Source organism: Bradyrhizobium sp. 172 (assembly GCF_023101065.1).
Taxonomy (GTDB): domain Bacteria; phylum Pseudomonadota; class Alphaproteobacteria; order Rhizobiales; family Xanthobacteraceae; genus Bradyrhizobium; species Bradyrhizobium canariense_D.
In genome coordinates this window covers 2,449,658-2,473,344 of sequence record NZ_CP064701.1, presented here as the reverse complement: position 1 = coordinate 2,473,344, position 23,687 = coordinate 2,449,658, and the positions used below count along the sequence as shown (strand labels likewise).

At 63.7% G+C, this 23,687-nt stretch carries 28 protein-coding genes; 14 read left to right on the top strand and 14 right to left on the bottom strand.

The window, feature by feature from the left end; all coding sequences use genetic code 11:
- Positions 1-119 precede the first annotated feature (119 nt).
- The 7 genes from IVB07_RS11680 to IVB07_RS11650 form a co-directional block, all read right to left on the bottom strand.
- Positions 120-1,583, bottom strand: coding sequence for a GH1 family beta-glucosidase (locus IVB07_RS11680; protein WP_247767644.1), 1,464 nt, complete (start codon positions 1,581-1,583; stop codon positions 120-122).
- A gap of 863 nt (positions 1,584-2,446) precedes the next feature.
- Positions 2,447-2,854 (bottom strand): hypothetical protein, encoded by a 408-nt coding sequence (locus tag IVB07_RS11675; protein ID WP_018460275.1) that lies wholly within the window; start codon positions 2,852-2,854, stop codon positions 2,447-2,449.
- 60 nt (positions 2,855-2,914) lie between these two features.
- Positions 2,915-3,082, bottom strand: coding sequence for a hypothetical protein (locus IVB07_RS11670; protein WP_162847266.1), 168 nt, complete (start codon positions 3,080-3,082; stop codon positions 2,915-2,917).
- Between the two features lie 169 nt (positions 3,083-3,251).
- On the bottom strand, positions 3,252-3,485 hold the full coding sequence (locus IVB07_RS11665; RefSeq protein ID WP_018460276.1) for a hypothetical protein: 234 nt from the start codon (positions 3,483-3,485) through the stop codon (positions 3,252-3,254).
- Positions 3,482-3,781: a hypothetical protein gene (locus IVB07_RS11660; protein ID WP_085384859.1), complete on the bottom strand. Its 300-nt coding sequence runs from the start codon at positions 3,779-3,781 to the stop codon at positions 3,482-3,484. The genes IVB07_RS11665 and IVB07_RS11660 overlap by 4 nt, the downstream gene beginning before the upstream one ends.
- 131 nt (positions 3,782-3,912) lie before the next feature.
- Positions 3,913-6,432: a TonB-dependent receptor gene (locus tag IVB07_RS11655; protein ID WP_018460278.1), complete on the bottom strand. Its 2,520-nt coding sequence runs from the start codon at positions 6,430-6,432 to the stop codon at positions 3,913-3,915.
- Positions 6,433-6,585: 153 nt separating this feature from the next.
- Positions 6,586-7,944: a histidine kinase gene (locus tag IVB07_RS11650; RefSeq protein ID WP_026233990.1), complete on the bottom strand. Its 1,359-nt coding sequence runs from the start codon at positions 7,942-7,944 to the stop codon at positions 6,586-6,588.
- Positions 7,945-8,090: 146 nt separating this feature from the next.
- Between IVB07_RS11650 and IVB07_RS11645 the strand changes: the two genes are divergently transcribed.
- Together IVB07_RS11645 and fghA are read left to right on the top strand one after the other, a co-directional pair.
- Complete coding sequence (locus IVB07_RS11645; RefSeq protein WP_018460280.1) at positions 8,091-8,711, top strand: response regulator transcription factor; 621 nt, start codon at positions 8,091-8,093, stop codon at positions 8,709-8,711.
- A 70-nt stretch (positions 8,712-8,781) separates the two neighbouring features.
- Positions 8,782-9,627 (top strand): S-formylglutathione hydrolase, encoded by an 846-nt coding sequence (fghA, locus tag IVB07_RS11640; RefSeq protein WP_018460281.1) that lies wholly within the window; start codon positions 8,782-8,784, stop codon positions 9,625-9,627.
- Positions 9,628-9,636: 9 nt separating this feature from the next.
- Here the strand turns inward: fghA and IVB07_RS11635 are convergent, their stop codons facing one another.
- On the bottom strand, positions 9,637-10,137 hold the full coding sequence (locus tag IVB07_RS11635) for a DUF3280 domain-containing protein (RefSeq protein ID WP_018460282.1): 501 nt from the start codon (positions 10,135-10,137) through the stop codon (positions 9,637-9,639).
- A gap of 127 nt (positions 10,138-10,264) precedes the next feature.
- Between IVB07_RS11635 and IVB07_RS11630 the strand changes: the two genes are divergently transcribed.
- The 6 genes from IVB07_RS11630 (at position 10,265) to IVB07_RS11605 (ending at position 15,133) form a co-directional block, all read left to right on the top strand.
- Positions 10,265-11,446 carry an ABC transporter substrate-binding protein gene (locus tag IVB07_RS11630; RefSeq protein WP_018460283.1) on the top strand — a complete coding sequence of 394 codons (1,182 nt, stop codon included), beginning with the start codon at positions 10,265-10,267 and terminating at the stop codon, positions 11,444-11,446.
- Between the two features lie 10 nt (positions 11,447-11,456).
- On the top strand, positions 11,457-12,437 hold the full coding sequence (locus IVB07_RS11625; RefSeq protein ID WP_026233991.1) for a YVTN family beta-propeller repeat protein: 981 nt from the start codon (positions 11,457-11,459) through the stop codon (positions 12,435-12,437).
- Positions 12,434-13,240 (top strand): ABC transporter ATP-binding protein, encoded by an 807-nt coding sequence (locus IVB07_RS11620; protein WP_018460285.1) that lies wholly within the window; start codon positions 12,434-12,436, stop codon positions 13,238-13,240. The genes IVB07_RS11625 and IVB07_RS11620 overlap by 4 nt, the downstream gene beginning before the upstream one ends.
- Positions 13,237-14,085: an ABC transporter permease gene (locus tag IVB07_RS11615; protein ID WP_247361277.1), complete on the top strand. Its 849-nt coding sequence runs from the start codon at positions 13,237-13,239 to the stop codon at positions 14,083-14,085. The genes IVB07_RS11620 and IVB07_RS11615 overlap by 4 nt, the downstream gene beginning before the upstream one ends.
- Positions 14,082-14,696, top strand: coding sequence for a hypothetical protein (locus IVB07_RS11610; RefSeq protein WP_026233992.1), 615 nt, complete (start codon positions 14,082-14,084; stop codon positions 14,694-14,696). The genes IVB07_RS11615 and IVB07_RS11610 overlap by 4 nt, the downstream gene beginning before the upstream one ends.
- 137 nt (positions 14,697-14,833) lie before the next feature.
- Positions 14,834-15,133 (top strand): copper-binding protein, encoded by a 300-nt coding sequence (locus tag IVB07_RS11605; RefSeq protein ID WP_007601401.1) that lies wholly within the window; start codon positions 14,834-14,836, stop codon positions 15,131-15,133.
- 127 nt (positions 15,134-15,260) lie between these two features.
- Here the strand turns inward: IVB07_RS11605 and IVB07_RS11600 are convergent, their stop codons facing one another.
- Together IVB07_RS11600 and IVB07_RS11595 are read right to left on the bottom strand one after the other, a co-directional pair.
- The gene (locus IVB07_RS11600) at positions 15,261-15,818 is read right to left on the bottom strand and encodes a PQQ-dependent catabolism-associated CXXCW motif protein (RefSeq protein WP_018460288.1); all 558 of its coding nucleotides are present in this window, start codon (positions 15,816-15,818) and stop codon (positions 15,261-15,263) included.
- A gap of 10 nt (positions 15,819-15,828) precedes the next feature.
- Complete coding sequence (locus IVB07_RS11595; RefSeq protein ID WP_247295105.1) at positions 15,829-16,710, bottom strand: substrate-binding domain-containing protein; 882 nt, start codon at positions 16,708-16,710, stop codon at positions 15,829-15,831.
- 127 nt (positions 16,711-16,837) lie between these two features.
- Here IVB07_RS11595 and IVB07_RS11590 point away from each other — a divergent pair, with 127 nt between their 5' ends.
- Complete coding sequence (locus tag IVB07_RS11590) at positions 16,838-17,761, top strand: quinoprotein relay system zinc metallohydrolase 2 (protein ID WP_026233993.1); 924 nt, start codon at positions 16,838-16,840, stop codon at positions 17,759-17,761.
- 50 nt (positions 17,762-17,811) lie between these two features.
- Positions 17,812-18,630 (top strand): quinoprotein dehydrogenase-associated SoxYZ-like carrier, encoded by an 819-nt coding sequence (locus IVB07_RS11585; RefSeq protein WP_026233994.1) that lies wholly within the window; start codon positions 17,812-17,814, stop codon positions 18,628-18,630.
- 120 nt (positions 18,631-18,750) lie between these two features.
- Here IVB07_RS11585 and IVB07_RS11580 read toward each other — a convergent pair whose 3' ends face one another.
- Entirely contained in the window at positions 18,751-19,110 is a 360-nt protein-coding gene (locus IVB07_RS11580; RefSeq protein WP_018460292.1) for a hypothetical protein, read from the bottom strand.
- An 88-nt stretch (positions 19,111-19,198) separates the two neighbouring features.
- Between IVB07_RS11580 and IVB07_RS11575 the strand changes: the two genes are divergently transcribed.
- The 4 genes from IVB07_RS11575 to IVB07_RS11560 are packed head-to-tail and all read left to right on the top strand — an operon-like array spanning position 19,199 to position 22,019.
- Complete coding sequence (locus IVB07_RS11575) at positions 19,199-20,179, top strand: ABC transporter substrate-binding protein (protein WP_204513979.1); 981 nt, start codon at positions 19,199-19,201, stop codon at positions 20,177-20,179.
- Between the two features lies 1 nt (position 20,180).
- Positions 20,181-20,918, top strand: coding sequence for an ABC transporter permease subunit (locus IVB07_RS11570; protein WP_018460294.1), 738 nt, complete (start codon positions 20,181-20,183; stop codon positions 20,916-20,918).
- Complete coding sequence (locus IVB07_RS11565; protein WP_018460295.1) at positions 20,908-21,618, top strand: ABC transporter ATP-binding protein; 711 nt, start codon at positions 20,908-20,910, stop codon at positions 21,616-21,618. Before IVB07_RS11570 ends, IVB07_RS11565 begins: the two co-directional genes overlap by 11 nt.
- 47 nt (positions 21,619-21,665) lie before the next feature.
- On the top strand, positions 21,666-22,019 hold the full coding sequence (locus IVB07_RS11560) for a hypothetical protein (protein WP_018460296.1): 354 nt from the start codon (positions 21,666-21,668) through the stop codon (positions 22,017-22,019).
- Between the two features lie 170 nt (positions 22,020-22,189).
- On the opposite strand, the gene IVB07_RS11555 is transcribed toward IVB07_RS11560, so the two are convergent.
- The 3 genes from IVB07_RS11555 to pqqA all read right to left on the bottom strand — a co-directional run bounded on the left by IVB07_RS11555 (position 22,190) and on the right by pqqA (position 23,540).
- The gene (locus IVB07_RS11555) at positions 22,190-22,399 is read right to left on the bottom strand and encodes a hypothetical protein (protein ID WP_018460297.1); all 210 of its coding nucleotides are present in this window, start codon (positions 22,397-22,399) and stop codon (positions 22,190-22,192) included.
- 118 nt (positions 22,400-22,517) lie between these two features.
- Positions 22,518-23,423, bottom strand: coding sequence for a hypothetical protein (locus IVB07_RS11550; protein WP_018460298.1), 906 nt, complete (start codon positions 23,421-23,423; stop codon positions 22,518-22,520).
- Positions 23,424-23,459: 36 nt separating this feature from the next.
- Positions 23,460-23,540, bottom strand: coding sequence for a pyrroloquinoline quinone precursor peptide PqqA (gene pqqA, locus IVB07_RS11545; RefSeq protein ID WP_018460299.1), 81 nt, complete (start codon positions 23,538-23,540; stop codon positions 23,460-23,462).
- Positions 23,541-23,687: the final 147 nt, after the last annotated feature.

Sequence of the window (23,687 nt, the reverse complement as noted above, 5' to 3'; positions counted from 1 at the left end):
AGCGTTTTGAATCAGCGGGCGAAGGGAGTCAATGCGCGCTGGCGGAACCGCCTCACCCCGCCCTCTCAACGCGAGCCAAGCTCGTCGCCCTTCCGCAAGAGCGGGGCGAGGGAGAGCAATCAAACCCCCGCTGCGTTCTTCGCGATCACGTTGCGATAGAAGCTGGCGCTGAGTTTCGGCGTACGCACCTGCGTATCGAAATTGACGTGGTAGAGCCCAAAGCGCTTGTTGAGCCCAAATACCCATTCGAAATTGTCCATCAGGCTCCAGAGGAAATAGCCGCGCACCGGCACGCCTTCGGCGGTGGCGCGCTGGAGCTGGGCCAGGTAGTTGCGCAAATACATGATGCGGTCGGTGTCGTAGATCTTGCCGTCGGGCGTCACGACGTCGTCGCCGGAGGTGCCGTTCTCGCTGATATAAATCGCGTCCGTTTTCCAGATCTTTGCCGCCAGCTTGGGCACCCAGTAGATCGTCTCGGGGCCGACGCGCAGCCAGTCCGAATTCATGTGCGGGAAGGATTTCGGGATCGGCAGCGGCATGAAGCCCGCGCCCTGGTCGGAGGCCACCACATAGTTCTGCGGCGCGTAGATGTTGAGGCCGAGGAAATCGACCGGCGAGGAGATGATCTTCAGCTCCGCATCCGTGTATTTCGGCGCGTCGCGCCCGGCGAAATTCAGGAAGGCGTCGGTGTACTGGCCCGTCATGATGACGTTGAGATAGCCGGCGTTCATTTCGCGCAGCGCGATCTCTGCGGCGCGGACGTTCTCCGGCGTGTCGATCGCGGGGGCACAGGCATCGATGTTCTCCGCCGGCCCCACCCTGGTGCCACGGCGGCCATGGGCGCGTACCGCCTGCACCGCAAGCCCGTGCGCGAGCGCGCTGTTGTGCCTGATCTGGTTGACCTCGGCTTGTGGCAGCGTCACGCCGGGCGCGTCGATGCCGATGCCGTAGCCGAAATAGACGAAGCGACCGCTCTCGTTCACTGTGAATACGTTCTTGACGCGATCGGTCAGGTGCTCGGCGACATAGGCCGCGTAATCACCGAAGATCTTGCAGGTCTCCGTCGACCGCCAGCCGCCAAACCGGTCCTGGAGCGATTGCGGCAGGTCCCAATGATAGAGCGTCAGCCACGGCTCGATGCCGTTCTTGAGGAGTTCGTCGACCAGGCGGTTGTAGAAATCGAGTCCCTTCGGGTTGGGCTTGCCGTCGCCGTCCGGAAACAGCCGCGGCCAGGCCACCGAGAAGCGATAGGCCTTGCAGCCGAGCTCCCTGATGAGCGCGATGTCCTCCTTGTAGCGGTGATAGTGCTCGTTGGCGCGGTCGCCGGTCGAGCCATCCTCGATCTTGCCGGGGATGCGGACGAACTTGTCCCAGATCGAGGCCCCTCGCCCGTCCTCGTTGACCGCGCCCTCGACCTGATAGGACGAGGTCGCCGTGCCCCAGACGAAGCCCGCGGGGAAACCGTCCACGTTTCGCGGCGGCGATGCGGGCTTGGCGTCCGCGACCTCGAGAGGATTGGCGATTCCGGCTGCGGACAATCCCGCCAGCGTGGCGAACTGGCGACGCGAGACCTTGTCCGACATTGATCGTGCTCCGGGGTGATGCTCTTTCGGTGGCACCATGGCGAATCGCGGGTCGTTTGAGAAGCGGGCGAGCCGAGGGCCGAGGATGCAGGATTGCGGAATGCGACAAAGTTGTCCGAAAGGGGCTAGGGCGATCGTCGGCAGAGCTACCCCAAAGCCGAAATACCAGCCCCACCGTCATTCGAATTCCAGCCCAATCCGGCAAGGAAGTTGTCAGTTCCCTCGATACGAGGGCCCGTAGGCTCACAGAATGCCATATACCGCTCGGAAATTACGACCAAACTTCGCAAATATGGCGTATGCTGCAGCCATCGCCGCTCCGCTCTGGGCGATTGTCTGTCTGCACCGGTCAAGCAAGAGAACGACTGACTTATGACGCGGTTTGACCGCATCAGACTGTGGTAACCTCTTCCGCTTGACCAAGCGCCTGTCCTGCCAGGGATACAATGACTGACCCGCGTCAGAGCCACCGTGAATTCGAGGTAGATATATGTCGTATGCCTACAAGCTGAATGAAGACGTTCGCCACCAGCCCCAAGGCCCACAAGGACGTGCCGCAACTGAGCCACCGATGATTTACACCATCGTCCAGCATATGCCCATCGAGTCCGATGGACGTCTCCGATACCGCATCAAGTGCAAGTCGGAGAAAATCGAGCGAGTCGTCACGGAAGATCAGCTTTCGTATTCGCAGTGATCGCTTGATGACGGCGGGAATCCAGCGCGGATGAATTGGCTCGGTGTTGCCATGACCAACGACGGGACCGTTCTCGCTGCTTGGCGAGCCTGGATTGCGGAATGTCTGCCTGGGTCGGGAGCAGACATGAGGTCCTTCCGCCGCGGTGGCGCGCGGGCTTCCGCGATCAGCGCGAGCGCTTCGGCAACTTTGGCAGCTTGTCGGGATTGAACGGCGGCATCTGCCCGGTTCGTTCAGGTGCGGGCGCCTGCTGTTCCGTCAGAATCAGCGTACCCTGGAGGATCATTCCCGGCGCTTGCGCTGCCGTCGCCGTGTAGGTCGCCACCTTGCCCGGGCAGTTTCCCTCGATGTCCAGCGTGAGCTCATCGTCGACGCCGAACACGGTTGCGCGTCCGTCGGTATGGCGCTTCGTCGACACGGTGGCGGTGAAGCGATCGCCGTCGACCTTGCAAGAGCCGTGATAGGTCATCAGGCTGTCGCAGCCCCAGATCTGTCCGTCTGCGATATGGACGATCCCGGTCCCCTGATCGAGCGGCGTCTTGTACCAGGCGGCGTAGGTGCCGTCCTTCAACATGGGAGCAGTCTCCCCTGGTATTTCCTCGCGCATATCGACACGATCAGCGCTAACAAAGCGTTAATCGCGCGGCCCGAGCCAATCCGGGCTATTCCTGCGCAGCTCGGCCTCCAGGTCTTCAATGATGCTGTGAAGCAGACAGGCGGCAAGTGGATCGGTCACTTCGCGCTCCAAATGCCGGTACCGCGCGATCTGGAATTCCTGCTCTCTCAACTGGTGCTCTGTCATCGGACGGGCCCTCCGACGAACCGACGCAGAGACAGCCGAACAGTTTCGTTACAATTTTAGGATCATTCGCTATGGTTTCCAATCGGTAAAAACAACGCGACGCCAAGCTTCGCCGGCGGGCGGGATCATCGGAGATGTCAAAAGGTCGATACGCTGACACGCACCGCTGTCACGGCACGTCGCCGCCGCTGCGACTTCCACCGATGCTGTGCGGCTTATTGAGGAAGAACTCCCGGTTACCGAGAGCCGCCTCCGCGTACTGATCAATCGCAACCTGGATGGCCTCGATGTGCATGCGGCACCAACCCTCGAGGCAGGACAGGCGCCGCGCATGATGAAGCGCCTTCAGAAATTCCGGCGGCTCCTGCATGTCGGAGAAGTAGGTCGGCCTCTCCCCCTTCATGCTCGTGCCATCTTTCGCGGCGGAACAAGGCTGCGCTTCTCAACCCCGACGCGCGATGGCATCGGCCGACGGCGGGGAACGAACAGGCTGGCGACGACGATCGGGTCGGTGTCTCCGAGCGCGGCCCGCTCCTGAACGAGCCCGCTCATTACCGTGCGCATCTTCATGACTTCGCCTGCGACGAAGCTGCAGTCCTCGTCCCTGTTGATCTGCTCATGCATGATCGCCTCGGCCTCACGCATGCTGACGCGTAACGCCCTGATGATCCTGCGGATTTCGTTGATGCGGTTGTCCATGGCTCGCTCCCTTGGCTGGACGAGCAGCATAAGAACAAAACATGAACAATGAGTCAATCGGCTTGAGGTAGAGCAGAGCCGGCGTGACACGCCATGCCGGGCGGCGCCAACCCGGGCTTACCGAGCCAAGATCAGAACGTCACCCGCATCCCCGCATAGAACGCACGCGGCCTTGCCGGACTGAGCGAGCGCGGGTCGGTGAACTCGGCACCGCCATTGGTGAAGTTGGGCACGGCTTCGCGGTCGAAGAACTGTCCGTAGGTCGCGTAGCGCCTGTCGAAGATATTGTCGATCTTGCCGTAGAGCTGGACGTTCTTGGTCACCTGGTAGGACGTGTGCAAGTTGAACACGGTGTAGGACGGCAGCTTCGTATATTGGTTGGACTCGTCGCCGACCAGATATTGGCTGGAGACGAACAGCGCGTTGCCGCCAACCTTCCACACGTCGGTGACGGCATAGTCGATGCCGACCTTGACGCGATGGCGCGGGATCGCGGGGAGCTGGTTGCCGGGTAGCACCTGAATGGTCTCGGTGACAGTATCCCTGAACGGGCTTTCGGAACCGAGCGCGAAAGCGTCGAGATAGCGTGCGTCGACGAAAGCGTAGCTCGCCTGAAACTGAAGCGTGGGCGACTTGATGTTGACCTCAGCTTCGAGCCCCTGACGCCTGGTACGGCCGACGTTGGAGAAATAGCCGAAGCCGGTGCGGCCGACTGCGGGAACGGCGACGATGTCGTCGTAATTGGTGGCGCGGAAGCCGCCGATTTTCCAGCCGAGCGTGCCGATGTTCAGCTCCCTGCTGCCGCGCAGGCCCGCTTCCACGGTCTTGGACACGACCTGCTTCAATGGCGGATCGGAGACGAGAAACGCGGCAATCAGACAGGGACGGGCTGGATCCGAGCAGCCGAGCTCGAGCGGCGTCGGAACGCGGTTGGCCTCGGAATAGCCGGCGTAGGCCGTCAGCTCCGGCGTGATCTTGTAGGTGCCGCCGATTACCGGATTGAAGCGGGTGAAGGTGTGATCGCCGTTGAGATCGGTCCCGAGCTGATCCTCCAGCGTGATGCGCGCGACGTTGAACCGGCCGCCGCCGGTGACGGCGAAGGCGTCCGTGATATTGAACGTGTCCATTGCGTAGAGGCCGTTATATTGATTGACGGTCCGCAGCGAGACAGGGCCGGCAACGGTATCAGGTACGCCAGTCGGCCCCAGGAAGAGGCCGCCGCCGCTGACGACGTAGCTTTCTCCGATCGTGCCGATTTCGGCGGTGGCGTTATAGCGCGTGACACTGGCGTCATAGGTCGCGCCCATCACGAAGCGGTTGTCGTGGCCGAACAGCTGGTCGGTGTTGGTGGCCTGCCCCGACACGCCGAAGGTGGTCGAACGTATCGAGCTCCGGTCGATCTCGCCGAGGATGGTCCCGGACGCGAAAGGATTGGCAAGCGGCAGGCCGTTCACGCCGTTTGCCGGTGTGGCGCCGTCGCCGAAGCAAAGAAGCCCAGCGAGCCCCGGGTCAGTGCATTCCTGCGCGTCGGTCGGATTGCCGTCGACGAGCTTCTGCTCGTACCTGCGCACATGCGCGGTGCCTTCGAGTGTCCAGGTCGGCGTCGCATCGACCTTGCCCGTCAGGTTGAGATAGCCGACGCGGTTGGAAGTGGTCTGCGGGGTCGTGTAGGTCGCGCCCCAATATTTGTCGAGCAGCTCGGCGGGAACGGTGGCGTTGGCGCCGAAATCGTTCTTGGCGACGCCCATGTTGGCGTGGAATTCGCTGTCGCCCGCCTTGTAACCGACGTCGCCGTAGAAGCGCCGCACGTCCGATTGGGAGAAATTGCGGAAGCCGTTGTCGTGCAGGCCTTCGAGCGCGGCATAGACGCCGTAGTTCTTGTCGACCGTCTTGCCCCATTGCGCCGAGCCCTGAATGCGGCCGAACGAGCCGCCCATGAGATCAAGCTCCGCGCCCTGATAGGTAAAACCGTCCTTCATTTGCAAATTGATCGCGCCGCCCAGCGCGTTGAGGCCGAAGGCGGGATTGTTGGTCACGAGCGTCACCGACCGGATCGCCGCGGTCGGGATCAGGTCCCAGTTGACGGCGTCGGAGAAGGCCTCGTTGATGCGAACCCCGTTCTGATACACAGCGAGGCCTTGCGGCGTGCCCGTCACCGGCGAGGCAACGAAGCCGCGGAATTCGACATCCGGCTGAAATGGATTGCCGGTAACCTCGCTGATGTTGACGCCGGCGATGTTGTCGCGAAGCGCGTCGGTGATGTTCAGCGAGCCGGTGCGCTTGATCTGGCTGGCGTCGACGGCGTTGATCGCCGAGGGGACCTTGTCGACGTCAAGACCTCTGCCGGTACCCGGCGCGGTCGGATAGACGTAGAGGCGCGTCTTGGGGCTGGCGGATGACGGCGCTCCGATGTGCGCGACCGGACGCGATGACGCGGTGCGCCGCGCCGTTGACCGCGGCGGCGCCGTCACCTCGACCGGCGGCAGGTTCTGGACGTTGGTTTCCTCGTCCTGCGCGGCCCCCGCGGGGATCGCGAAGACGGAGAGCAGCCCGGTCGAAACCAAGGCGATCAACAAACGACGATTGAACCCAAGAGGCTTGAACCCAATAGGCTTGAACCGAAAACGCTTGAACCAAACACGATCGCCCATCCCAGCCTTCCCATCCGTGACCACCGACTGTTTTGATCTTCCCCCGGTTGGTCGAGACGAGTGTAATCGGCAGGAATGCGTGCGCCAGCCACAAAAGGTCGGGCCGTATCGCACCAAATTTCCCGACCAAATCGGGAATTTTTCCCGACGCGATCAGGCCGCTGCCGTCGGGACCAGGGCCTCTACGGTCAGACCACCGTCACCCGAGACGACGTTGAGCGTGCCGCCCAGCGCGAGAATCCGCTCGCGCATGCCGACGAGCCCGAAGCCGAGCTTTTGGCCGGGCTCCATGCCGCGGCCATTGTCGCTGACCCGCACCCGGGCACAGCTGCGGCCGTCGCTTGCCGCCTCCGCCACCGGCTCGATGACGACGTTAACCGAGGTCGCGCCGGCGTGGCGGAACACGTTGGTGAGCGCCTCCTGCACGATGCGGTAGATGGTGAGGTCGGCGGTCTCCCCGGTGACGCCAAGCGCCGGCGAGATCACGGTCTCGATGGTGACATCGGGATGCGACTCCCGCCACAGCCGCGACAGCGATTCCAGCGCCTGGCGCAGGCCGAACTCGGCCAGGCCGACTGGCCGGAGGCGCTCCAGCACGCGGCGATTGAACTGCTGAAGCGCGTTGATCTGCTCCAGCATGGCACTGCCGTGTTTTCGCACGGCCTCCGCATTCGGGGCGCGTCCGTCCGCCTGCTTCGCCAGCGCGCTGGCATGCGCGCGTAGCGAGAACAAGTATGGCCCGAACTCGTCATGGAGCTCGCGCGCGATCTCCTTGCGCTCGACGTCCTGGAGCGACACCGTTCGCTCGGCGAGGCGCCGCTTGTCCTCGATGGCGTCACTGAGCGTTGCCGCAAGATGGTTGAGCTTGGTGCAGATCGCGGCGAGTTCCGGCGCGCCGCCCGGCGCGACGCGCGCCTGATAACGCCCGTCTTCGAGCTCGGCCATCACGTCCGCAAGGGATTGGAGCGGCGCCAATGCCCGGCCGATCACATTCATCATCACCAGGAACAGCGCCAGCGCGATCACCGAGCCGACCTCGAGCTGGGTCACGATGGCGTCCCAGATCTCGGCGATCTCGTCATCGGGATGGGAGGTGATCAGCAGCGAACCCGGCTTGCCATGGATCGAGACGGGCACGCTCACCGCGGTCTGCTCGGGATGAACCAGGCTGACGAACCAGGCCGGCGGCGCGCGGGTGTCGTCATCGGCGTCGGTCCGGGGCTGCGTCAGCGGACGGCCGGCTTCGTCCCGAAGCGCGATGCTGACATGGCGCAGGCGGCTGAGGTCGCGTGCGATCTGGTTCAGCCTGGCATCCGGATCGGGCGCCTCGTTGAGATCCGCAACGATCATCTCGATGAATTCGCGCGCGAGCCGGATCACGCTCTGGTCCTCGGCCTGCACGCGCGGCCCGGCTTCCGCGACCTGGCGGCCGATATTGACGGCGAGTCCCAGCGCCAGCAGCAGCGCCAGCAGCAGGTTGATGCGCCCGCGCAAGGATAGATTTTGCCACATTGGTATCGCCCGTGCCCCCGCGAAGGATTGGCCTGCCCCTTGTCCGATAACGTTGACAGAGGCGAAGCGCCCGATATCTAATCGAAAGCGTACAGCAATCCCGGCCGGGCGCGAAACAGGCCAAGACGCTGTCGCGAGGAACGCCTATGCGCATTTTGATCGTCGACGATCATCCCATCGTCGCCTCCGGCTGCCGTGCCGTGCTGGCGGACGAGGGCGAGATCGAGATTTTGGAGGCCGCCGACGCCGAAGACGGCGAGTGCGTCTTCATCGTCGAGCGCCCCGACCTCTCGATCATCGACATCAACCTGCCGACCGTGTCCGGCTTCGAGCTCGCGCGCCGCATCCTCGAGCGCGCGCCCGAGGCCCGGATCATCATGTTCAGCATGAACGACGACCCTGCTTTTGCCGCGCGGGCGATCGAGTGCGGCGCCAAGGGCTATGTCTCCAAGACCGGTGACCCCGACGATCTCGTCGAGGCGATTCGCACCGTCGGCGGCGGCGGCACCTATCTGCCGAGCGCGATCGCGCGCAGCATCGCCTTTGCGGGACCCGCGCTGGCGCAAAGCCCGCTGTCGAAGCTGAACGCGCGCGAGATGGAGATTTTGCGGCTGCTCAGCGCCGGAAAGAGCCTATCCGAGATCGCCTGGCTGGTGCAGTCGTCCTACAAGACTGTCGCCAACACCTCGTCCATCATGCGCCAGAAGCTCGGGGTGAAAACCTCTGTCGAGCTGGTGCGGCTGGCGATCGACAGCGGCGTGGCCTGACGGCCGCCGCGAATTCGGTCACACAAGCGTTGCAATCCTGATGTGGTTTGATGCCACGGAGCATAACGGCATGACGATCCAGACTGTCTCGACCAATACATCCTATGGCGGCGTGCAGGGCGTGTATCGCCATGCCAGCCAGGCGACCGGAACCGACATGACGTTCTCGGTCTATGTTCCCCCGCACGCACAGGGCGCCAAGCTGCCTGTGGTCTGGTATCTCTCCGGCCTCACCTGCACGCACGCCAACGTCACCGAGAAGGGCGAATTCCGCAAAGCCTGCGCCGAGCTCGGCTTGATCTTCGTCGCGCCCGACACCAGCCCGCGAGGCCCCGACGTGCCCGGCGATGCCAATAATGCCTATGATTTCGGTCTTGGCGCCGGCTTCTATGTCGACGCGACGGAAGCGCCGTTTTCAAGCAATTATCGCATGTGGAGCTACGTCACCGACGAACTGCCGAAACTCGTGGCGGAAAATTTTCCGGTCGATGCGAAGCGCCAATCGGTGATGGGCCATTCGATGGGCGGCCATGGCGCGCTGACGGTCGCGCTGCGCAACCCGCACCGTTTTCGCGCGGCCAGCGCCTTTGCGCCGATCGTCGCGCCGTCGCTCGTGCCCTGGGGCATCAAGGCGTTGACCGGCTATCTCGGGCCGAACAAGGACATTTGGCGCAGCCACGACACGGTGGCGCTGATCGAGGACGGCGCGAAGTTTTCAGGCTTCCTCGTCGACGTCGGCGAGGCCGATAACTTTTTGAAAGAGCAGCTTCGTCCTGAATTGCTGCAGGCGGCCTGTGCCAAGGCCAACATTCCGCTGACGCTGCGGCGGCAGGCGGGCTACGACCACAGCTATTACTTCATCTCGACCTTCATGGGCGATCACCTGCACTGGCATGCGGAGCGATTGAAGGGGTAAATATCTCCCTCACGGCTTGCCGTAGTTCGGCGCCAGCAAGCGGTTGCGGATCAGATAGCTCATCGTGCGCGTCCAGGATTCATCGGTGTTGCCGCGCATATCGGCGCTGGCGGCCGTGATCATGTTGCCGGTCTTCACGTCGCGCAGGTAGATGTTCAGATTGATGATCAGGTTCGAGACCTTCTGCACCATGCCAGTGATTTCCAAATCGGCACCCAGCTGCCCGGCAAGCTTGAGGTCGCAGCCGCCGCAGGCCTGCAGATTGGCGTGACGGGCCGCATCCCGGACCGGCGCAATATCGATCAGCTGGAACCTGCCTGACTCAACCAGTGCCTTGCGCAACTGCTCGCTGATGAGGTCGAGCCGCGCTTCCTCGGGCTTGGAGCCGTAGAACTCGCCAGGCAGGCTGGTGTCGATCAGTTCGAAATCGAACACCGCGAGTTTCGGCGGATCGGCGAATGCGGCCGAGCCCGTCAACAGCAAAGCGGCGAAACATATCAGCGCTCGCATGATCGTGATTCCCGGCGTGGCGGCGTGAGGACGAAATGCGGGGTTGCATGCCCTGACAAATCGGTCATGCTTTAGCAGAGACAATTCTCCATCGGCGGTCAAGCCGGGGAGAACATCTGGAGGAAACATGATCCGATGGTTGGTCGGCCTGATCTGCCTGGGTTTTGCTGCGACGAGTGCGCTCGCAGCCGACCCTGTCATGATCGGCGTCGGCTATCTCGGAATCGCCGGCACCAGATCAACGCTGTCGCTGGTCGAGCAGCCCGCGGAGAATGACGGCGTCGCCGGCGCACGCCTGGCCATCGAGGACAACAACACTACCGGCAAATTCCTCAACCAGCGATTTGCGCTGGAGGAGCGTCGTATCAAGGAGGGCGAAGATGCCGTGCAGGCCGCGACAGAGCTCGCCGCACGCAACGGCTTCATCATCGCCGACCTGCCGGCCGACACGCTGCTGAAGGTCGCCGACGCCCTGCGCGAGCGCGGCACGTTGCTGTTCAACGCCGGCGCGATCGACGAGCGGCTGCGCGAGGCCGATTGCCGTGCCAACGTCATCCACACCGCGCCGACGCGCGCAATGCTGGCCGATGCGCTCGGTCAGTATCTGGTGTGGAAGCAATGGAAGCGCTGGCTGCTCGTGGTTGGCTCGCATGACGAGGACAGACTGTTCGCCGATGCGCTCCGGCGCACCGCGACGCGGTTCGGCGCCAAGATCGTGCAGGAGCGCAGCTTCGAAGACAAAGGCGGCGCGCGCCGCACGGACTCCGGCGTGACGCTGATCCAGCGGCAGATGCCGGTGTTCACGCAACAAGCTCCGGCCTATGATGTACTGGTCGCCGCTGACGAGAGCGAGGTGTTCGGCGCCTACCTGCCCTATCGCACCTGGGATCCACGGCCTGTCGCGGGCTCGGCCGGCCTCGTGCCGCGGAGCTGGGACGCTGCGCAGGACCAGTGGGGCGCGATCCAGATGCAGAACCGCTTCGTCAAGCTCAACGCGCGGCGGATGACTGCGCTCGACATGCAGGCGTGGACCGCCGTGCGCATGATCGGAGAGGCCACGTCGCGCACCAATTCCGGCGAGGTCAAGAAGGTCACCGATTTCATCAAGGGCCCGGAGTTCTCGGTCGCCGCCTTCAAGGGCACGAAGCTGACCTTGCGCGACTGGAACCTGCAGCTGCGCCAGCCGATCCTGCTGGTCGATGGCCGCATGGTGGTGTCGGTGTCGCCGCAAGAAGGTTTCCTGCACCAGGTCTCCGAGCTCGACACGCTCGGCTATGACCGCCCGGAGAGCAAATGCAAGCTGAAGTGAGGACATTAAAGTGAGGACTTGGACGTTCCGCGCGTGGCGTGTTGGGTTGCTGTCCGGATTGGCGCTGGCGGCAGCGCCGGCGCATGCGTTCATCGCCTATGTCTCGAACGAGAAGAGCAACACGGTGTCGGTGATCGATACCGAAAGCTGGACGGTGACCAAGACCATCAAGGTCGGCCAGCGCCCGCGTGGCATCGACTTCACGCGCGACGGAAAGTTCGTGATGGTCGCGGTCGGCGACGACGACACGATCCAGATGATCGACGCGAAGACGCAAACCGTGGTGGACAGCCTGCCCTCCGGTCCCGACCCTGAATTGTTCGCCCAGGATGCCGCCGGCAAGGTCCTCTATGTCGCCAACGAGAACGACAACACAGTGACCGTGATCGACCTCGAGAAGCGCGCTCGCCTTGGCGACATCCAGGTCGGCGTCGAGCCCGAGGGCATGACCATCAGCCCGGACGGCAAGACGCTGATCAACACGTCCGAGACCACCAACATGGCGCATTTCATCGACACGTCGTCGCGCCAGATCGTCGCCAACGTGCTGGTCGACGCGCGACCGCGCTTTGCCGAATTCAAGCACGACGCTTCCGAATTGTGGGTGTCCTCGGAGATCGGCGGCACCGTCTCGATCATCGACCCCGGAAAGCACGAGGTGACCGGCAAGATCAATTTCGAGATTCCGGGGTTGAGGAAAGAGGCGATCCAGCCCGTTGGCATCGGCATGACCCGGGACGACAAGACCGCCTTCATCGCGCTCGGTCCCGCCAATCGCGTCGCCGTGGTCGATACCGCCTCGCGCAAGGTGACGAAATATCTGCTGGTGGGACAGCGGGTCTGGCACATGGCATTCACCCCGGACGAAAAATTTCTGCTCACCACCAATGGCGTCTCGAACGACGTCTCCGTCATCGACGTCGCCGCGCAAAAGGTGATCAAGACCATTCAAGTGGGCGAACTGCCCTGGGGTATCACGATCGCGCCATGACCAGCCCTGTTCCCATCGCCGAACAACGCGAAACACCAAGGCCCGATCCGGCGACCGTGCCCGCGCTATCGATCGACGACGTCAGCCACGCCTATGGACCGCGCCGCGCGCTGATGGACGTGTCCTTCAACGTGCAGCCCGCGAGCTTCACGGCCCTGCTTGGCCTCAACGGGGCGGGCAAGAGCACGCTGTTCTCGCTGATCACGCGCCTGTTCGGCATCCAGTCCGGCCGCGTCGGCATTTTCGGCCATGACATCAGCAAGAGTCCCGGCGAGGCGCTGCGGTTGCTCGGCGTCGTGTTCCAGCCGCGCACGCTCGATCTCGATCTGTCGCTGACGCAGAACCTGCTCTATCACGCCGCACTCCACGGCATCAGCCGCCGCGAAGCCGGCGCTCGAGCCGCCGAGCTGCTCGGTCGCATCGGGCTTACCGAGCGCGCCGGCAGCAAGGTGCGCGATCTCTCGGGCGGGCAGATGCGGCGGCTGGAGATCGCCCGGGCGCTGCTGCACCGGCCGCGCCTGCTCTTGCTGGACGAGCCGACCGTCGGCCTCGACGTCAAGGCGCGCGCCGACATCATCAGCCATGTGCGCCAGCTCGTGAGCGAGCAAGGCATCGGCGTACTCTGGGCCACGCATCTGTTCGACGAAATCATGGCCGGTGACGATCTCGTGGTGCTGCATCAGGGCAAGGTGCTGGCGCAGGGACCGATGAGCCGCGTCGTCGCGGAAGCCGGCGCGCAGGACGTCAACACCGCCTTCATGCGCCTGACCGGCGCGCAGACCCTGCCGGGCGGCGGCGCATGAGCAGCATCACCACGCGCGAGGCGCAGCGCGGCTTCTCGGCCGCCGAATACATGACCTGCCTCACGGGCATTGTCTGGCGCGAGGGACTGCGCTTCCTGCACCAGCGCGAGCGGTTCGTCTCGGCGCTGGTGCGGCCGCTGGTCTGGCTGTTCATCTTCGCCGCCGGTTTCCGCCAGGTGCTCGGCATCTCCATCATCCCGCCCTACGAGACCTACATCCTCTACGAGGTCTTCATCGCGCCGGGGCTGATGGCCATGATCCAGCTCTTCAACGGCATGCAGTCCTCGCTCTCGATGGTCTATGACCGTGAGATGGGGAACATGCGCACGCTGCTGGTGAGCCCACTGCCGCGCGCCTACCTGTTGTTCTGCAAGCTGCTCGCGGGCACCGCGGTGTCGCTGCTCCAGGTCTACGCGTTCCTGCTGATAGCCTGGTTCTGGGACATCACCCCTCCCCTATCGGGCTATCTCACCGTGCTGCCGGCCCTGATCCTGTCCGGACTGATGCTGGGCTCGCTGGGCATGCTGATCTCCTCCGGCATCAAGCAGCTGGAGAACTTTGCCGGCGTGATGAATTTTGTCATTTTCCCGATGTTCTTCGCTTCATCGGCACTCTACCCGCTCTGGCGGGTGCAGGAGGGCAGCCCATATCTCTACTATGTTTGCGAGGCCAATCCGTTCACCCATGCGGTCGAGCTGATCCGCTTCGCGCTGTACGGACAGATCAACTGGATCTCGCTGGCGGTGGTCGCGACCTGCACAATCGTCTTCATGATCGGCGCGATTCTGGCCTATGATCCCTCGCGCGGGCTGGCGCGACGGGGGCCTGCGGGAGGCGAAGGATGACGGTTCGGGTTCTGGCCATGGCCGCTCTGATGCTCGCAGCCGCGAGCACGGCGGCACGCGCGGCCGATCCGCGCTATCCGGATTGGCCCTGCACGCAGGCCAAAGTGCCGGAAATTTCGCTCGCCGCCGTATGGGCCGGTCCTCCGCTCGACGACGTGCAGAACAAATGGAAGGACGACGCCAAGGTCAGCGCGCTGGTCGCCAAACTGTCGGCACGCAAGACGCCGCTGGACGAGGGCGAGAAGTTGGTGAAGGAGTTTTTGGCGGGCTCCGCGGCCGACAAGACCACGAACGCAAAACTGCTGTTCGCAGGCCTGTTCGACACGCTCAACGCTCAGCGCTCGCAGGTCATGAGCGGGCTGGAACGCGTCAGCCGCAAGCAGCGCGAAGCCGCCGACAAGATCCGCGAGGAGAGCGTCCAGCTTCAGGCGCTCCAAGGCGCCACGCCGCGCGACGAGGCTAAGGTCGATGCGCTCAGCAACGAGCTGATCTGGAAGACTCGCATTTTCGAGGACCGCCACAAGGTGGTGCGATTCGTCTGCGAGGTTCCCACCACCATCGACCAGCGGCTGTTTGCGCTTGGACGCGTGATCCAGCAGGAAATGGAATAGAGTCAGCCTCATTGACCGCTTGCGGCCGGTTCCCGCGCCTCCATGGCGATCATTAACCTGCCGCCGTGCTATATGCCGGAACCAAATCGGTCTAGGATGTCTTGTCGACGGGTAATCCAAGGCATCGGGAGGCCTCGATGGGAACCACGAAATTCATCCTCGCAGGCGCTGCAGCCATCAGCATGCTCGCAAGCAGCGCATTCGCTGACGATCTGACCGGAATGGTCACCCGGATAGATCGGCTCAACAGCACGATTTCGATCCAGCAGACGCAGAAGGGCACAGTCGGCGGCAGCGCAGGCGGCGCCGGCGCGCTCCAGGAGTATAAGGCCAAGGATGCCGCGATGCTCGACGCCGTCCACGCCGGCGACAGGGTGAGCTACTCTGCGACCGACAATAACGGGACGGGCACGCTGACGAAGTTGCAGAAGCAGTAAGCTTTTCCTCGCCTCTTCCCACGTGCGACAGGGCGTCATGGCCGGGCTTGTCCCGGCCATCCACGCACAGCCACGAGGCACCAAGAACGTGGATGCCCGGGCAAGCCCAGGCATGACGATCTCTTGCCTATTGCTCCGGCCGCGGCTCGGGCTGCGCCTCCTCAGTAGGAAGCTTTGCACGCTCCCAGCCGTCGGTGCCATCGGGATACCAGGCGATGTTGGAGTAGCCATACGCGAGCGCGCGCTTGGCGGCGTTCCAGGACATCCAGCAATCGGCCAGGCAATAGATCACGAGCAGCGCGTTCTTATCGCCGTGTGATGCACGCGCCAGGCCGCGCTGGAAATAGTCGTCCATGGCGGGCGGCAGCGTGCCGTAGCCGGTATCCGGCAGCCAGATGCTGCCCGGAATATTTTTGCGCGGCGCCTCGCGCCAAACGGTACCCGCGGGAAGGTTTTTCGGCTTCGGCGCGCGCGGCAGCACGTCGATGAAGGCGCCGCTCTTCGCGCGCCAAATCGCCTCGGCTTCTGACGTCGACAGCACGCGCGCGCCGCCGAGCGTCGGCGGCACGGGCGCGCGGTAGTTGTCGGTGCGATAGCCTTCGGGCTCGAACGGCTCCTGCTGCTGCGCAACGACCGGCGCCACCAGCACGGCGCCGACCAGCGCAGCCGCAAGGTGCCGCCTCATGGCGTCTGCCTCATGGTGCCTTCTTGGTCGTCTCCGCGCCAAGCGGCCGATCGTTCTCGTCCAGCAGCGGCACGCCGAAATCGAGCAGGATCTTGTTGATCTCGCCCTGGTTCTCCTGGATCAGCTTGTTGAGCTGCCGCTTCCAGTTCTGGTCGGCGCCACGCACGCCCATGCCGATGCGATAGACCAGTTTTGGCCCGGTGGTTTCCTTCACCAGCGGCGTGACATGAAGCGACCCCGCCTTCTTCGCGTAGAACCCTGCCATCGGTCCCCACAGCACGCCGGCGTCGATCTTGCCCGCCGTGAGATCATCGATCATTGCCTGCGCCGAATTGTCGTAGCGCGTGTCGATCATGAGCGGATAGGGCTTTGCATCACCCATCAGTCCCGCAATGGCCATGTTGGTCGCAGGCGGCGTGCCGGCGACGATGCCGACATGCTTGCCCTTGAGCCTGGCATCCTCCAGCGTGTCGACCTCCTCCAGCCCGCTACCTGCTTTCGCGACCAAGGCATAGCTCGTGCGGTAGTAGGGATTGGTGCCTTGCACGAGGTCATCGCCTTGGGGGAAGCCCATGATGACGTCGCAGCGATGCGAGCCGAGCGTCATGCGCACGAAGCCGGTGGCTTGCGGAAAAAAGACATAGTCGAGCTTCTTCTGGAGCTTGTCCGCAAACAGCTCGGCAAGCTTGTTCTCGAACCCCTCGCCCTTCTCATTCGAGAACGGCAGATTGCGCGGGTCGGAACAGACGCGTAGCACCTTGGGGTCGACCAGTTCGAACGAGAGGTCACCCGTCTCGTTGGTCTGCGCTATGGCGACGTCGCCGAACGCGCAAGACGCAACCAGGATACTCAGTGAAAGCAACCAGCGACGATGTCGTCCGGCCTCCGTCATCGCGCTTCCTCCTAGGCTTGTTTGAATGCTAGCCATGCAACGCATGACGCGCCATGTTTTGCCAGACTTTGTGCTGGCTTTCTTTGTTGCAGTGCAATGCGCGCAACCTTTGAACTGAGGCTGAAAAGTGTCTCGCATCGCTCTCGTGATCGCAGCCTTGTCCCTGGTAACAGCGACGCTAGCATGCGCCGCAGCGGCCGAATTGCCTGTGAGCGAAGTCGCGCCGGGAATCTTCGTACACTCCGGGACCATCGCCCTGATGACCCGCGAGAACGAGGGCGACATCGCCAATGTCGGCTTCATCGTGGGCGAAGATGCGGTGGCCGTGATTGATACCGGCGGTAGCGTTCGCGAGGGCGAGGCGCTGCTGGCGGCGGTGCGGGCCCGCACCAGCAAGCCGATCCGCTACGTCATCAATACCCACGGCCATCCCGACCATGTTTTCGGCAATGCGGCTTTCGTCGCCGGGGACACCATTTTCGTCGGTCACAGCCGATTGCCGCGGGCGCTCGCTGCCCGTGGGCCGTACTATCTCGACAATTTTAGGCGCATCATGGGCGACGAATTGATATCTCCCGTGAAAATCGTGCCGCCCACAATGCTCGTCACGGACACCCTGATGCTCGATCTCGGTGCGCGCCGCCTCAACCTGCGGGCTTGGCCGGCCGGGCACAGCGACAATGACCTGACCGTGTTCGATGAGATGACGAAGACGCTGTTCACTGGCGACCTCATCTTCCTCCGCCATATTCCGGTGATGGACGGCAGCATTCGCGGCTGGCTTCGCATCCTCGCGGAACTCGAGAGCATTCCGGCGCAGCGCGTCGTTCCCGGTCACGGACCTGTGAGTGAATGGCCTGCCGCGCTGACCGATGAACGGCGCTATCTGACGGCACTGCTGGCGGACATCCGGGCGTCGAACAAGAAGGGCGAGCCGATCCGAACCGCTGCAGACAGGGCCGCCGCCTCGGAACGGCCGCACTGGGAGCTGTTCGACGACTACAACGCCCGCAACGCAACCGCAGCATTTTCGGAAATTGAATGGGAGTAGCGGACGCGCTACGATGCGTGAAACGTTGCTTCGTCCGCGGGACCATGACCATGACGGGATGCACGCGCCGACTGCCTCTGATCGCCCTGCTCCTCGGCATTGCATTCGCCGTGCCGGCGCAGGCGGAAGAGGCTTACGATCCCTGGCCGGGCCTGGTGCAGGACATCTTCAGCAGCCGTCCGATGAATGACGGCGGCAATGTCATTGGAATCGAGATGCCGTATCGTGCCGAAGACGCGGCCATCGTGCCGGTGACCCTGCGCAGCAAGCTCTCGCCCGGCGATGCCCGCCGCATCCGTTCGATCACGCTGGTGATCGATCGTAATCCCGCGCCGATGGCGGCGAAGTTCGAGCTCGGACCGGATGCCAACGTCACTGAAATCTCGACCCGCGTGCGCGTCAACAATTACACCGACGTTCATGCGGTGGCCGAGCTCAGCGATGGCCAGCTCTATGTCTCGAAAGTCTACGTGAAGGCCTCCGGCGGCTGCTCGGCACCAGCAGGGAAGAATGCCGAGGAGGCCCAGAACCGGCTCGGCCAGATGCGCTACCGCCAATTCGCGCGCGAGGAGGCCCCGGCGAGCCGCATGCGGGAAGCGCAGATCATGATCGGCCATCCCAACAATTCCGGCCTGCAGATGGACCAGGTCACACAGCTCTACATTCCCGCCTTCTTCATCAACCAGCTCAAGCTGACGCAGGACGACAGCCCCGTGCTGTCGATGGAAGGCGGCATCTCGATCTCGGAAGATCCAAATCTGCGCTTCACCTATGTATCCAACGGCGCCAGGCGTTTTCGCGCGGAAGCCAAGGACACGGACGGACACGTGTTCCGGAACGAGTGGGACGTGGAGAAGCCGGGGACGTGAGGCTCCCGGTCGTCATGGCCGGGCTTGTCCCGGCCATCCACGATCTTAGGTGCCGCCAAGACGTGGATGCCCGGGGACAAGCCCGGGCATGACGAATACGGTGGTCGTACAACCAAGCGGTCAGAAACACCTCACCTCGGCTTCCGCCTGGGCACGCCTCAAATCATTCACGGCCGAGTTCGCCTGCTCCGAGGTGCGGAACTGGACGCCGAGATTGCCGCGGACCTGGGACATGCTGAGCGCGGTTTCTGCGGTAACGTAGCGCTCATAGGACACGATCGAGGCCACCACGTCGATCGAGCAGGAACATTGTTCGATCGCCTGCCGGCTCTCGCCATTCGCCTTCATGCAGCCATAGACATACTCGGCACGCGCCGACGTCGGATAATCATTGGCCTGTTCAGCCTGCGCGGCGAGCGCGGTCGCAGCCCACACCGCCAATGCGGCGACAATCGGTCGTAGCTGTCCGGCCAGATTCATGAGCGTCCTCCCGCTGGTTGCGACGGAAGCTATGCTATGCGTATTGTCCTGAAAAGCACTTCTGTCAGAGGAAACGGCTCACAACGTGATGAGAACATTTGGTGGATCATTGGCGCTCGCGGTGGCGCTGGCGCTGACGCTAACCGGGCCCGGCCGCGCCGCGGATACGATTCGCCTTGCGGTGCAGAAGACCGGAACATTCTCCTGGGAGCTGGCCGCGATCCGCGCCAACGGCCTCGACAAGGAGGCCGACCTGTCGCTCGACGTCGCCGAGCTTGCGAGCCCCGAGGCCGGCAAGATCGCGCTGCGCGCCGGCAATGCCGACATCATCCTCTCCGACTGGCTGTGGGTGTCTCGCGAGCGCACGCTTGGCGCCAAGCTCACCTTCTATCCCTATTCCAGCGCGCTCGGCGCGGTGATGGTGCCGGCCTCCTCGCCGATCAAGTCGCTCGCCGACTTGAAGGGCCGCAAGCTCGCCGTCGGCGGCGGTCCCATCGACAAGAGCTGGCTGCTGCTCCAGGCGCGCATGAAGCAGGACGGCATCGACCTGAAATCGGAGGCGACCATCGTCTATGGTGCTCCGCCTCTGCTCGCCGCCAAGGCGCTCGACGGCGAGATGGATGCGAGCCTCAATTTCTGGAATTTCTGCGCACAGCTGGAGGCCAAGGGTTTTAGACGCCTTGCCGGTATCGAGGACATATTGCCGAAACTCGGCGCCAAGGGCGCGGTCTCCGCGGTCGGCTATGTCTTCGACGAAACCTGGGCGGCAAGTCATCGCGATGCGGTGGCGCGCTTCATCGCGATGACCCGCAAGGCCAAGCAGCTGCTGGTGACCTCCGATGCCGCCTGGGACAAGATCGCACCGCTCACCGGCACGAGCGATGCCACCCTGCTCAAGACTTATCGCGAGCGCTATCGCGACGGCATTCCGCGCCGGAGCATCGATGACGAAGAAAGGGACGCGCGCGTGCTCTACCGCGTGCTGGCCGAGACCGGCGGCCGCGACCTCGTCGGCCCGGCTGCCGAGCTCGATCCCGGCACGTTCTTTCACGCAGTTGCCGGGGAGTGAGGTGCTGCGTCTTCTGTCGTTTGCCCTGTTGCTCGCGATCTGGTGGATCGCCGCCCTCTTCGTCGGCGCCGCGAAGCTGCCCTCCCCGCCCGCCGTGCTCGACGTCGTCGTCGCGGAAGCATCGAGCGGCGCGCTGTTCCTGCATCTCGGCGCAACGCTTGCCCGCGTAAGCCTCGCCTTCGTGCTGGCGATGTCGCTCGGCAGCGCCATCGGCTATCTGATGGGACGGGTGAAGCTCGCCGACCGGCTCGGCGATCCCTGGCTAATCCTGCTCCTGAACCTGCCCGCGCTGGTCGTGATCGTGCTGGCCTATATCTGGGCCGGGCTCACCGAAGCCGCAGCGATCGCGGCGATCGCCATCAACAAGTTGCCGACCGCCATCGTCACCCTGCGCGAGGGCGCGCGCGCGCTCGACCGCTCGCTCGACGAGATGGCGAGCGTGTTCGCGATGCCGCGCTGGCGCGCTTTCCGCCACGTCGTGCTGCCGCAACTGGCGCCCTATATCGCAGCCTCAGCCCGCTCCGGATTGTCGCTGGTGTGGAAGATCGTGCTGGTCGCCGAACTCCTGGGGCGACCCAACGGCGTCGGCTTCGAGATCGGCGTCGCCTTCCAGCTGTTCGACACGCCGCGGCTGCTGGCCTATTCGCTAACCTTCGCCGCCGTCGTGCTCGTGATCGAGACCGCGCTGGTGCAACCGTTCGAAGCCCGCGCAACACGATGGCGACCCCGTGCGGCTTGAGGTCGATATCACAGGCAAGAGGTTCAAGAGTGCCGCGGGCGGGACGCAGGAGGTGCTCGCGCCGGTCAGCTTCGCGCTTCAATCCGGCGAGGTCGGCGTGCTGATCGGACCGTCCGGCTGCGGCAAGAGCACGATGCTGCGCATTATCCTCGGCCTCGACCGCGATTTCGAGGGACGCGTCTCGCGCCCGCCGGAAGCGCGGATCGGTATGGTTTTCCAGGAGCCGCGGCTGCTGCCATGGCGCTCGGTCGAGCAGAATGTGCGGCTTGCGGCACCCGATGTCACCGACGCCAAGCTCGCCGAGCTGTTCAGGATCCTGGAGCTGGACGCGCATCGCAGTCATTTTCCAGGCGAGCTGTCGCTTGGCCTCGCCCGGCGCGTCGCGCTCGCTCGCGCCTTTGCCGTCGAGCCTGACCTGCTCGTGCTCGACGAGCCCCTCGCCTCGCTCGACGACGCACTCGCCGGCCGTTTGCGCGACGAGATCGCGACGCTGGTGGCGCGCCGTCCGGTGATGACGTTGCTCGTCACCCACAGTCTGGATGACGCGATCCGGCTCGGCGACCGCCTGTTCTTGCTGTCGCCGCGACCGGCGCGCATCGTGCGCGAGGTGCCGATTGCCATCCCGCGCGCGGAGCGCAGCGAGGCCGAACTCGGCAAGATCAGGGCCGAGCTCGCGGCGTTGCAGCTTGAATCGCAATGAGAACTCATGGTCAATTGGACCAACGACATCTTCGCGGGAGGGTCATCATGCGGCGTACGCTGATTGCGATCGGCATCCTGTTGGTTGCGATGCCGGGCGCGGCGCTCGCCCAGGCCAAGGGCAAGGGTATCCGGCTCTGGAATCTGACGACGGAGGCGATCTCCGGCTTCCAGCTCTCCCCGGCCGGGAAGACCGAGTGGGGGCCGAACCAGTGCCTGAACGACAAAGACAAGGAGGTCGACCACGACGAGCGGCTGCGCATCACCGGCGTCGAGCCCGGCCGCTACGACGCCAGGGTCAGCTATCCCAATGCGCGGCAATGCATCGTGCGCGACATCGAGATCAAGGCGGATGCGGTGTTCTCGATCGCCGACAAGGATCTGAAGGACTGCAGCAAGTAACGGGGGCTGCGTTACGAGCGTTATCCCCTCATGGTGAGGAGCGCGGAACGCGCGTCACGAACCATGCAGGCCCGTCTGTCGCCCTGCGGCCATCCTTCGAGACGCTTGCTTCGCAAGCTCCTCAGGATGAGGACCTAAGCCAGTCGCGACCGGCAACGCAGCTCAGGGCTTTACGCCTTGTCGTTCGGATGCGGATATTCGCAGCGCCACCGCACCGCCTGCCACTTCGGATGGTCACCAATCCATTGCGCGATATAGGGCGGCGCAGCCATCGCGCATTGCGTCGGCGACCCCGCATAGTTGAACACCAGATGTTGCTCCTCGCAGGTCGCTGGCGAGAGCAACGCACACACAGTCACCACCAGGTCGATCGGATTCATGCCGGGATCCTCGCAGAGGCGATGAAGTTAGCACAAAAGATTACGTTCCGATGAGCGGGAAGTTTCAATCCGGCCGCCCGAAATAAAGCGGGAATTGCCTGTCAACTCTCCCCGAGCGCTAGAAATTAACTCCAAAGACCAGCCTTGCCTGGTGGCGCTCGAAATTGACGAGGTCGAGATTGCCGCCCGATCCGGCCGGCCGGCCCCATGCCTGCATGCTCCAGCTCATGGTCAGGCGCGAGCGCTCGGAAAGCTGGAAATAAGCGGTCGGACCGACGAAGAGCGCCTGTCCTGCGAACTCGCCGAGGCCGATGCCTTCGTACTGCCGGAAGTAGCGCACCTCGCCGCCGAGCAGCACATCGGGCCGCACGCGCACCAGGCCGGCGAAGGCCGCGCCGATGGTCGAACTCTTTTCGGACAGTCCCGCCATTTCGAAACGCGCCCATTCGGGTTGATAGATCAGGTTGAGCGCCCCGATGGCGAAGTTCGGGATCAGCTCGCGATCGAAGGCGAGCGTGAAATCGGTACCGTACATCCGCCCTTTTGCTCCAGAAGTCTCGTCGATGCGGTCGCCATGGAGTTCGGCGGCGACGGTCAACCCGAATGGCGCGCGCTCGCGATCGAGCAGGCGATAGCGCAGGTCGAGCGAAGCGCCCTGAAAATTGAACTGGCGGCGGTCGCCGATGTCGGGGACGCCGGTGATGTCGTGCAGGGTGGCAGTGCCGCCGACCTCGATGCGAAAGTTCGGCAGCGGCACGATCTCGATCTCGACCTCCTGCGAGAGGGCGCGATAGGTCCCGCCTCCTTTGCCGAATCGGCCTGTCGTCTGAGTCTGGAATTCGCGCTCGCCGGGATTGCCGACATCGGTACCGATCATGAAGCCGAAGATGTGTTCGGTATCGAAGCCCTCTTCGGCGCGGACGCATGCCGGCGCGAGCGCGACGGTGCAGGCGGCTATGGTCCAGAATGTAAGGGCTCTCGCGCGCATCCCCGACACTACCACGGCTTCGACGGTGGTTGCCATCGAAGCCGCGGCAGGTCGTCAGTCTTACTTGTGGTCTTACTTGCGCAAAGCGCAGGCGTACATGTTGATTTCCATGCCGACCGGCACTTCCACGATCTTCGGAGCTTTCCAGGCCATTCGGGGACTCCCAAGGGATTGAGCGCGACATCGCGCCGGCGAAAACCTAGGGCTGCGTCAGCCACAGCGCAAGTCTGGAATCGCACCGTTGACACAGCGAACTGTCGCATCGCGCTTGCAAATTTCTCTCTCGGGCAACTCGCCTTC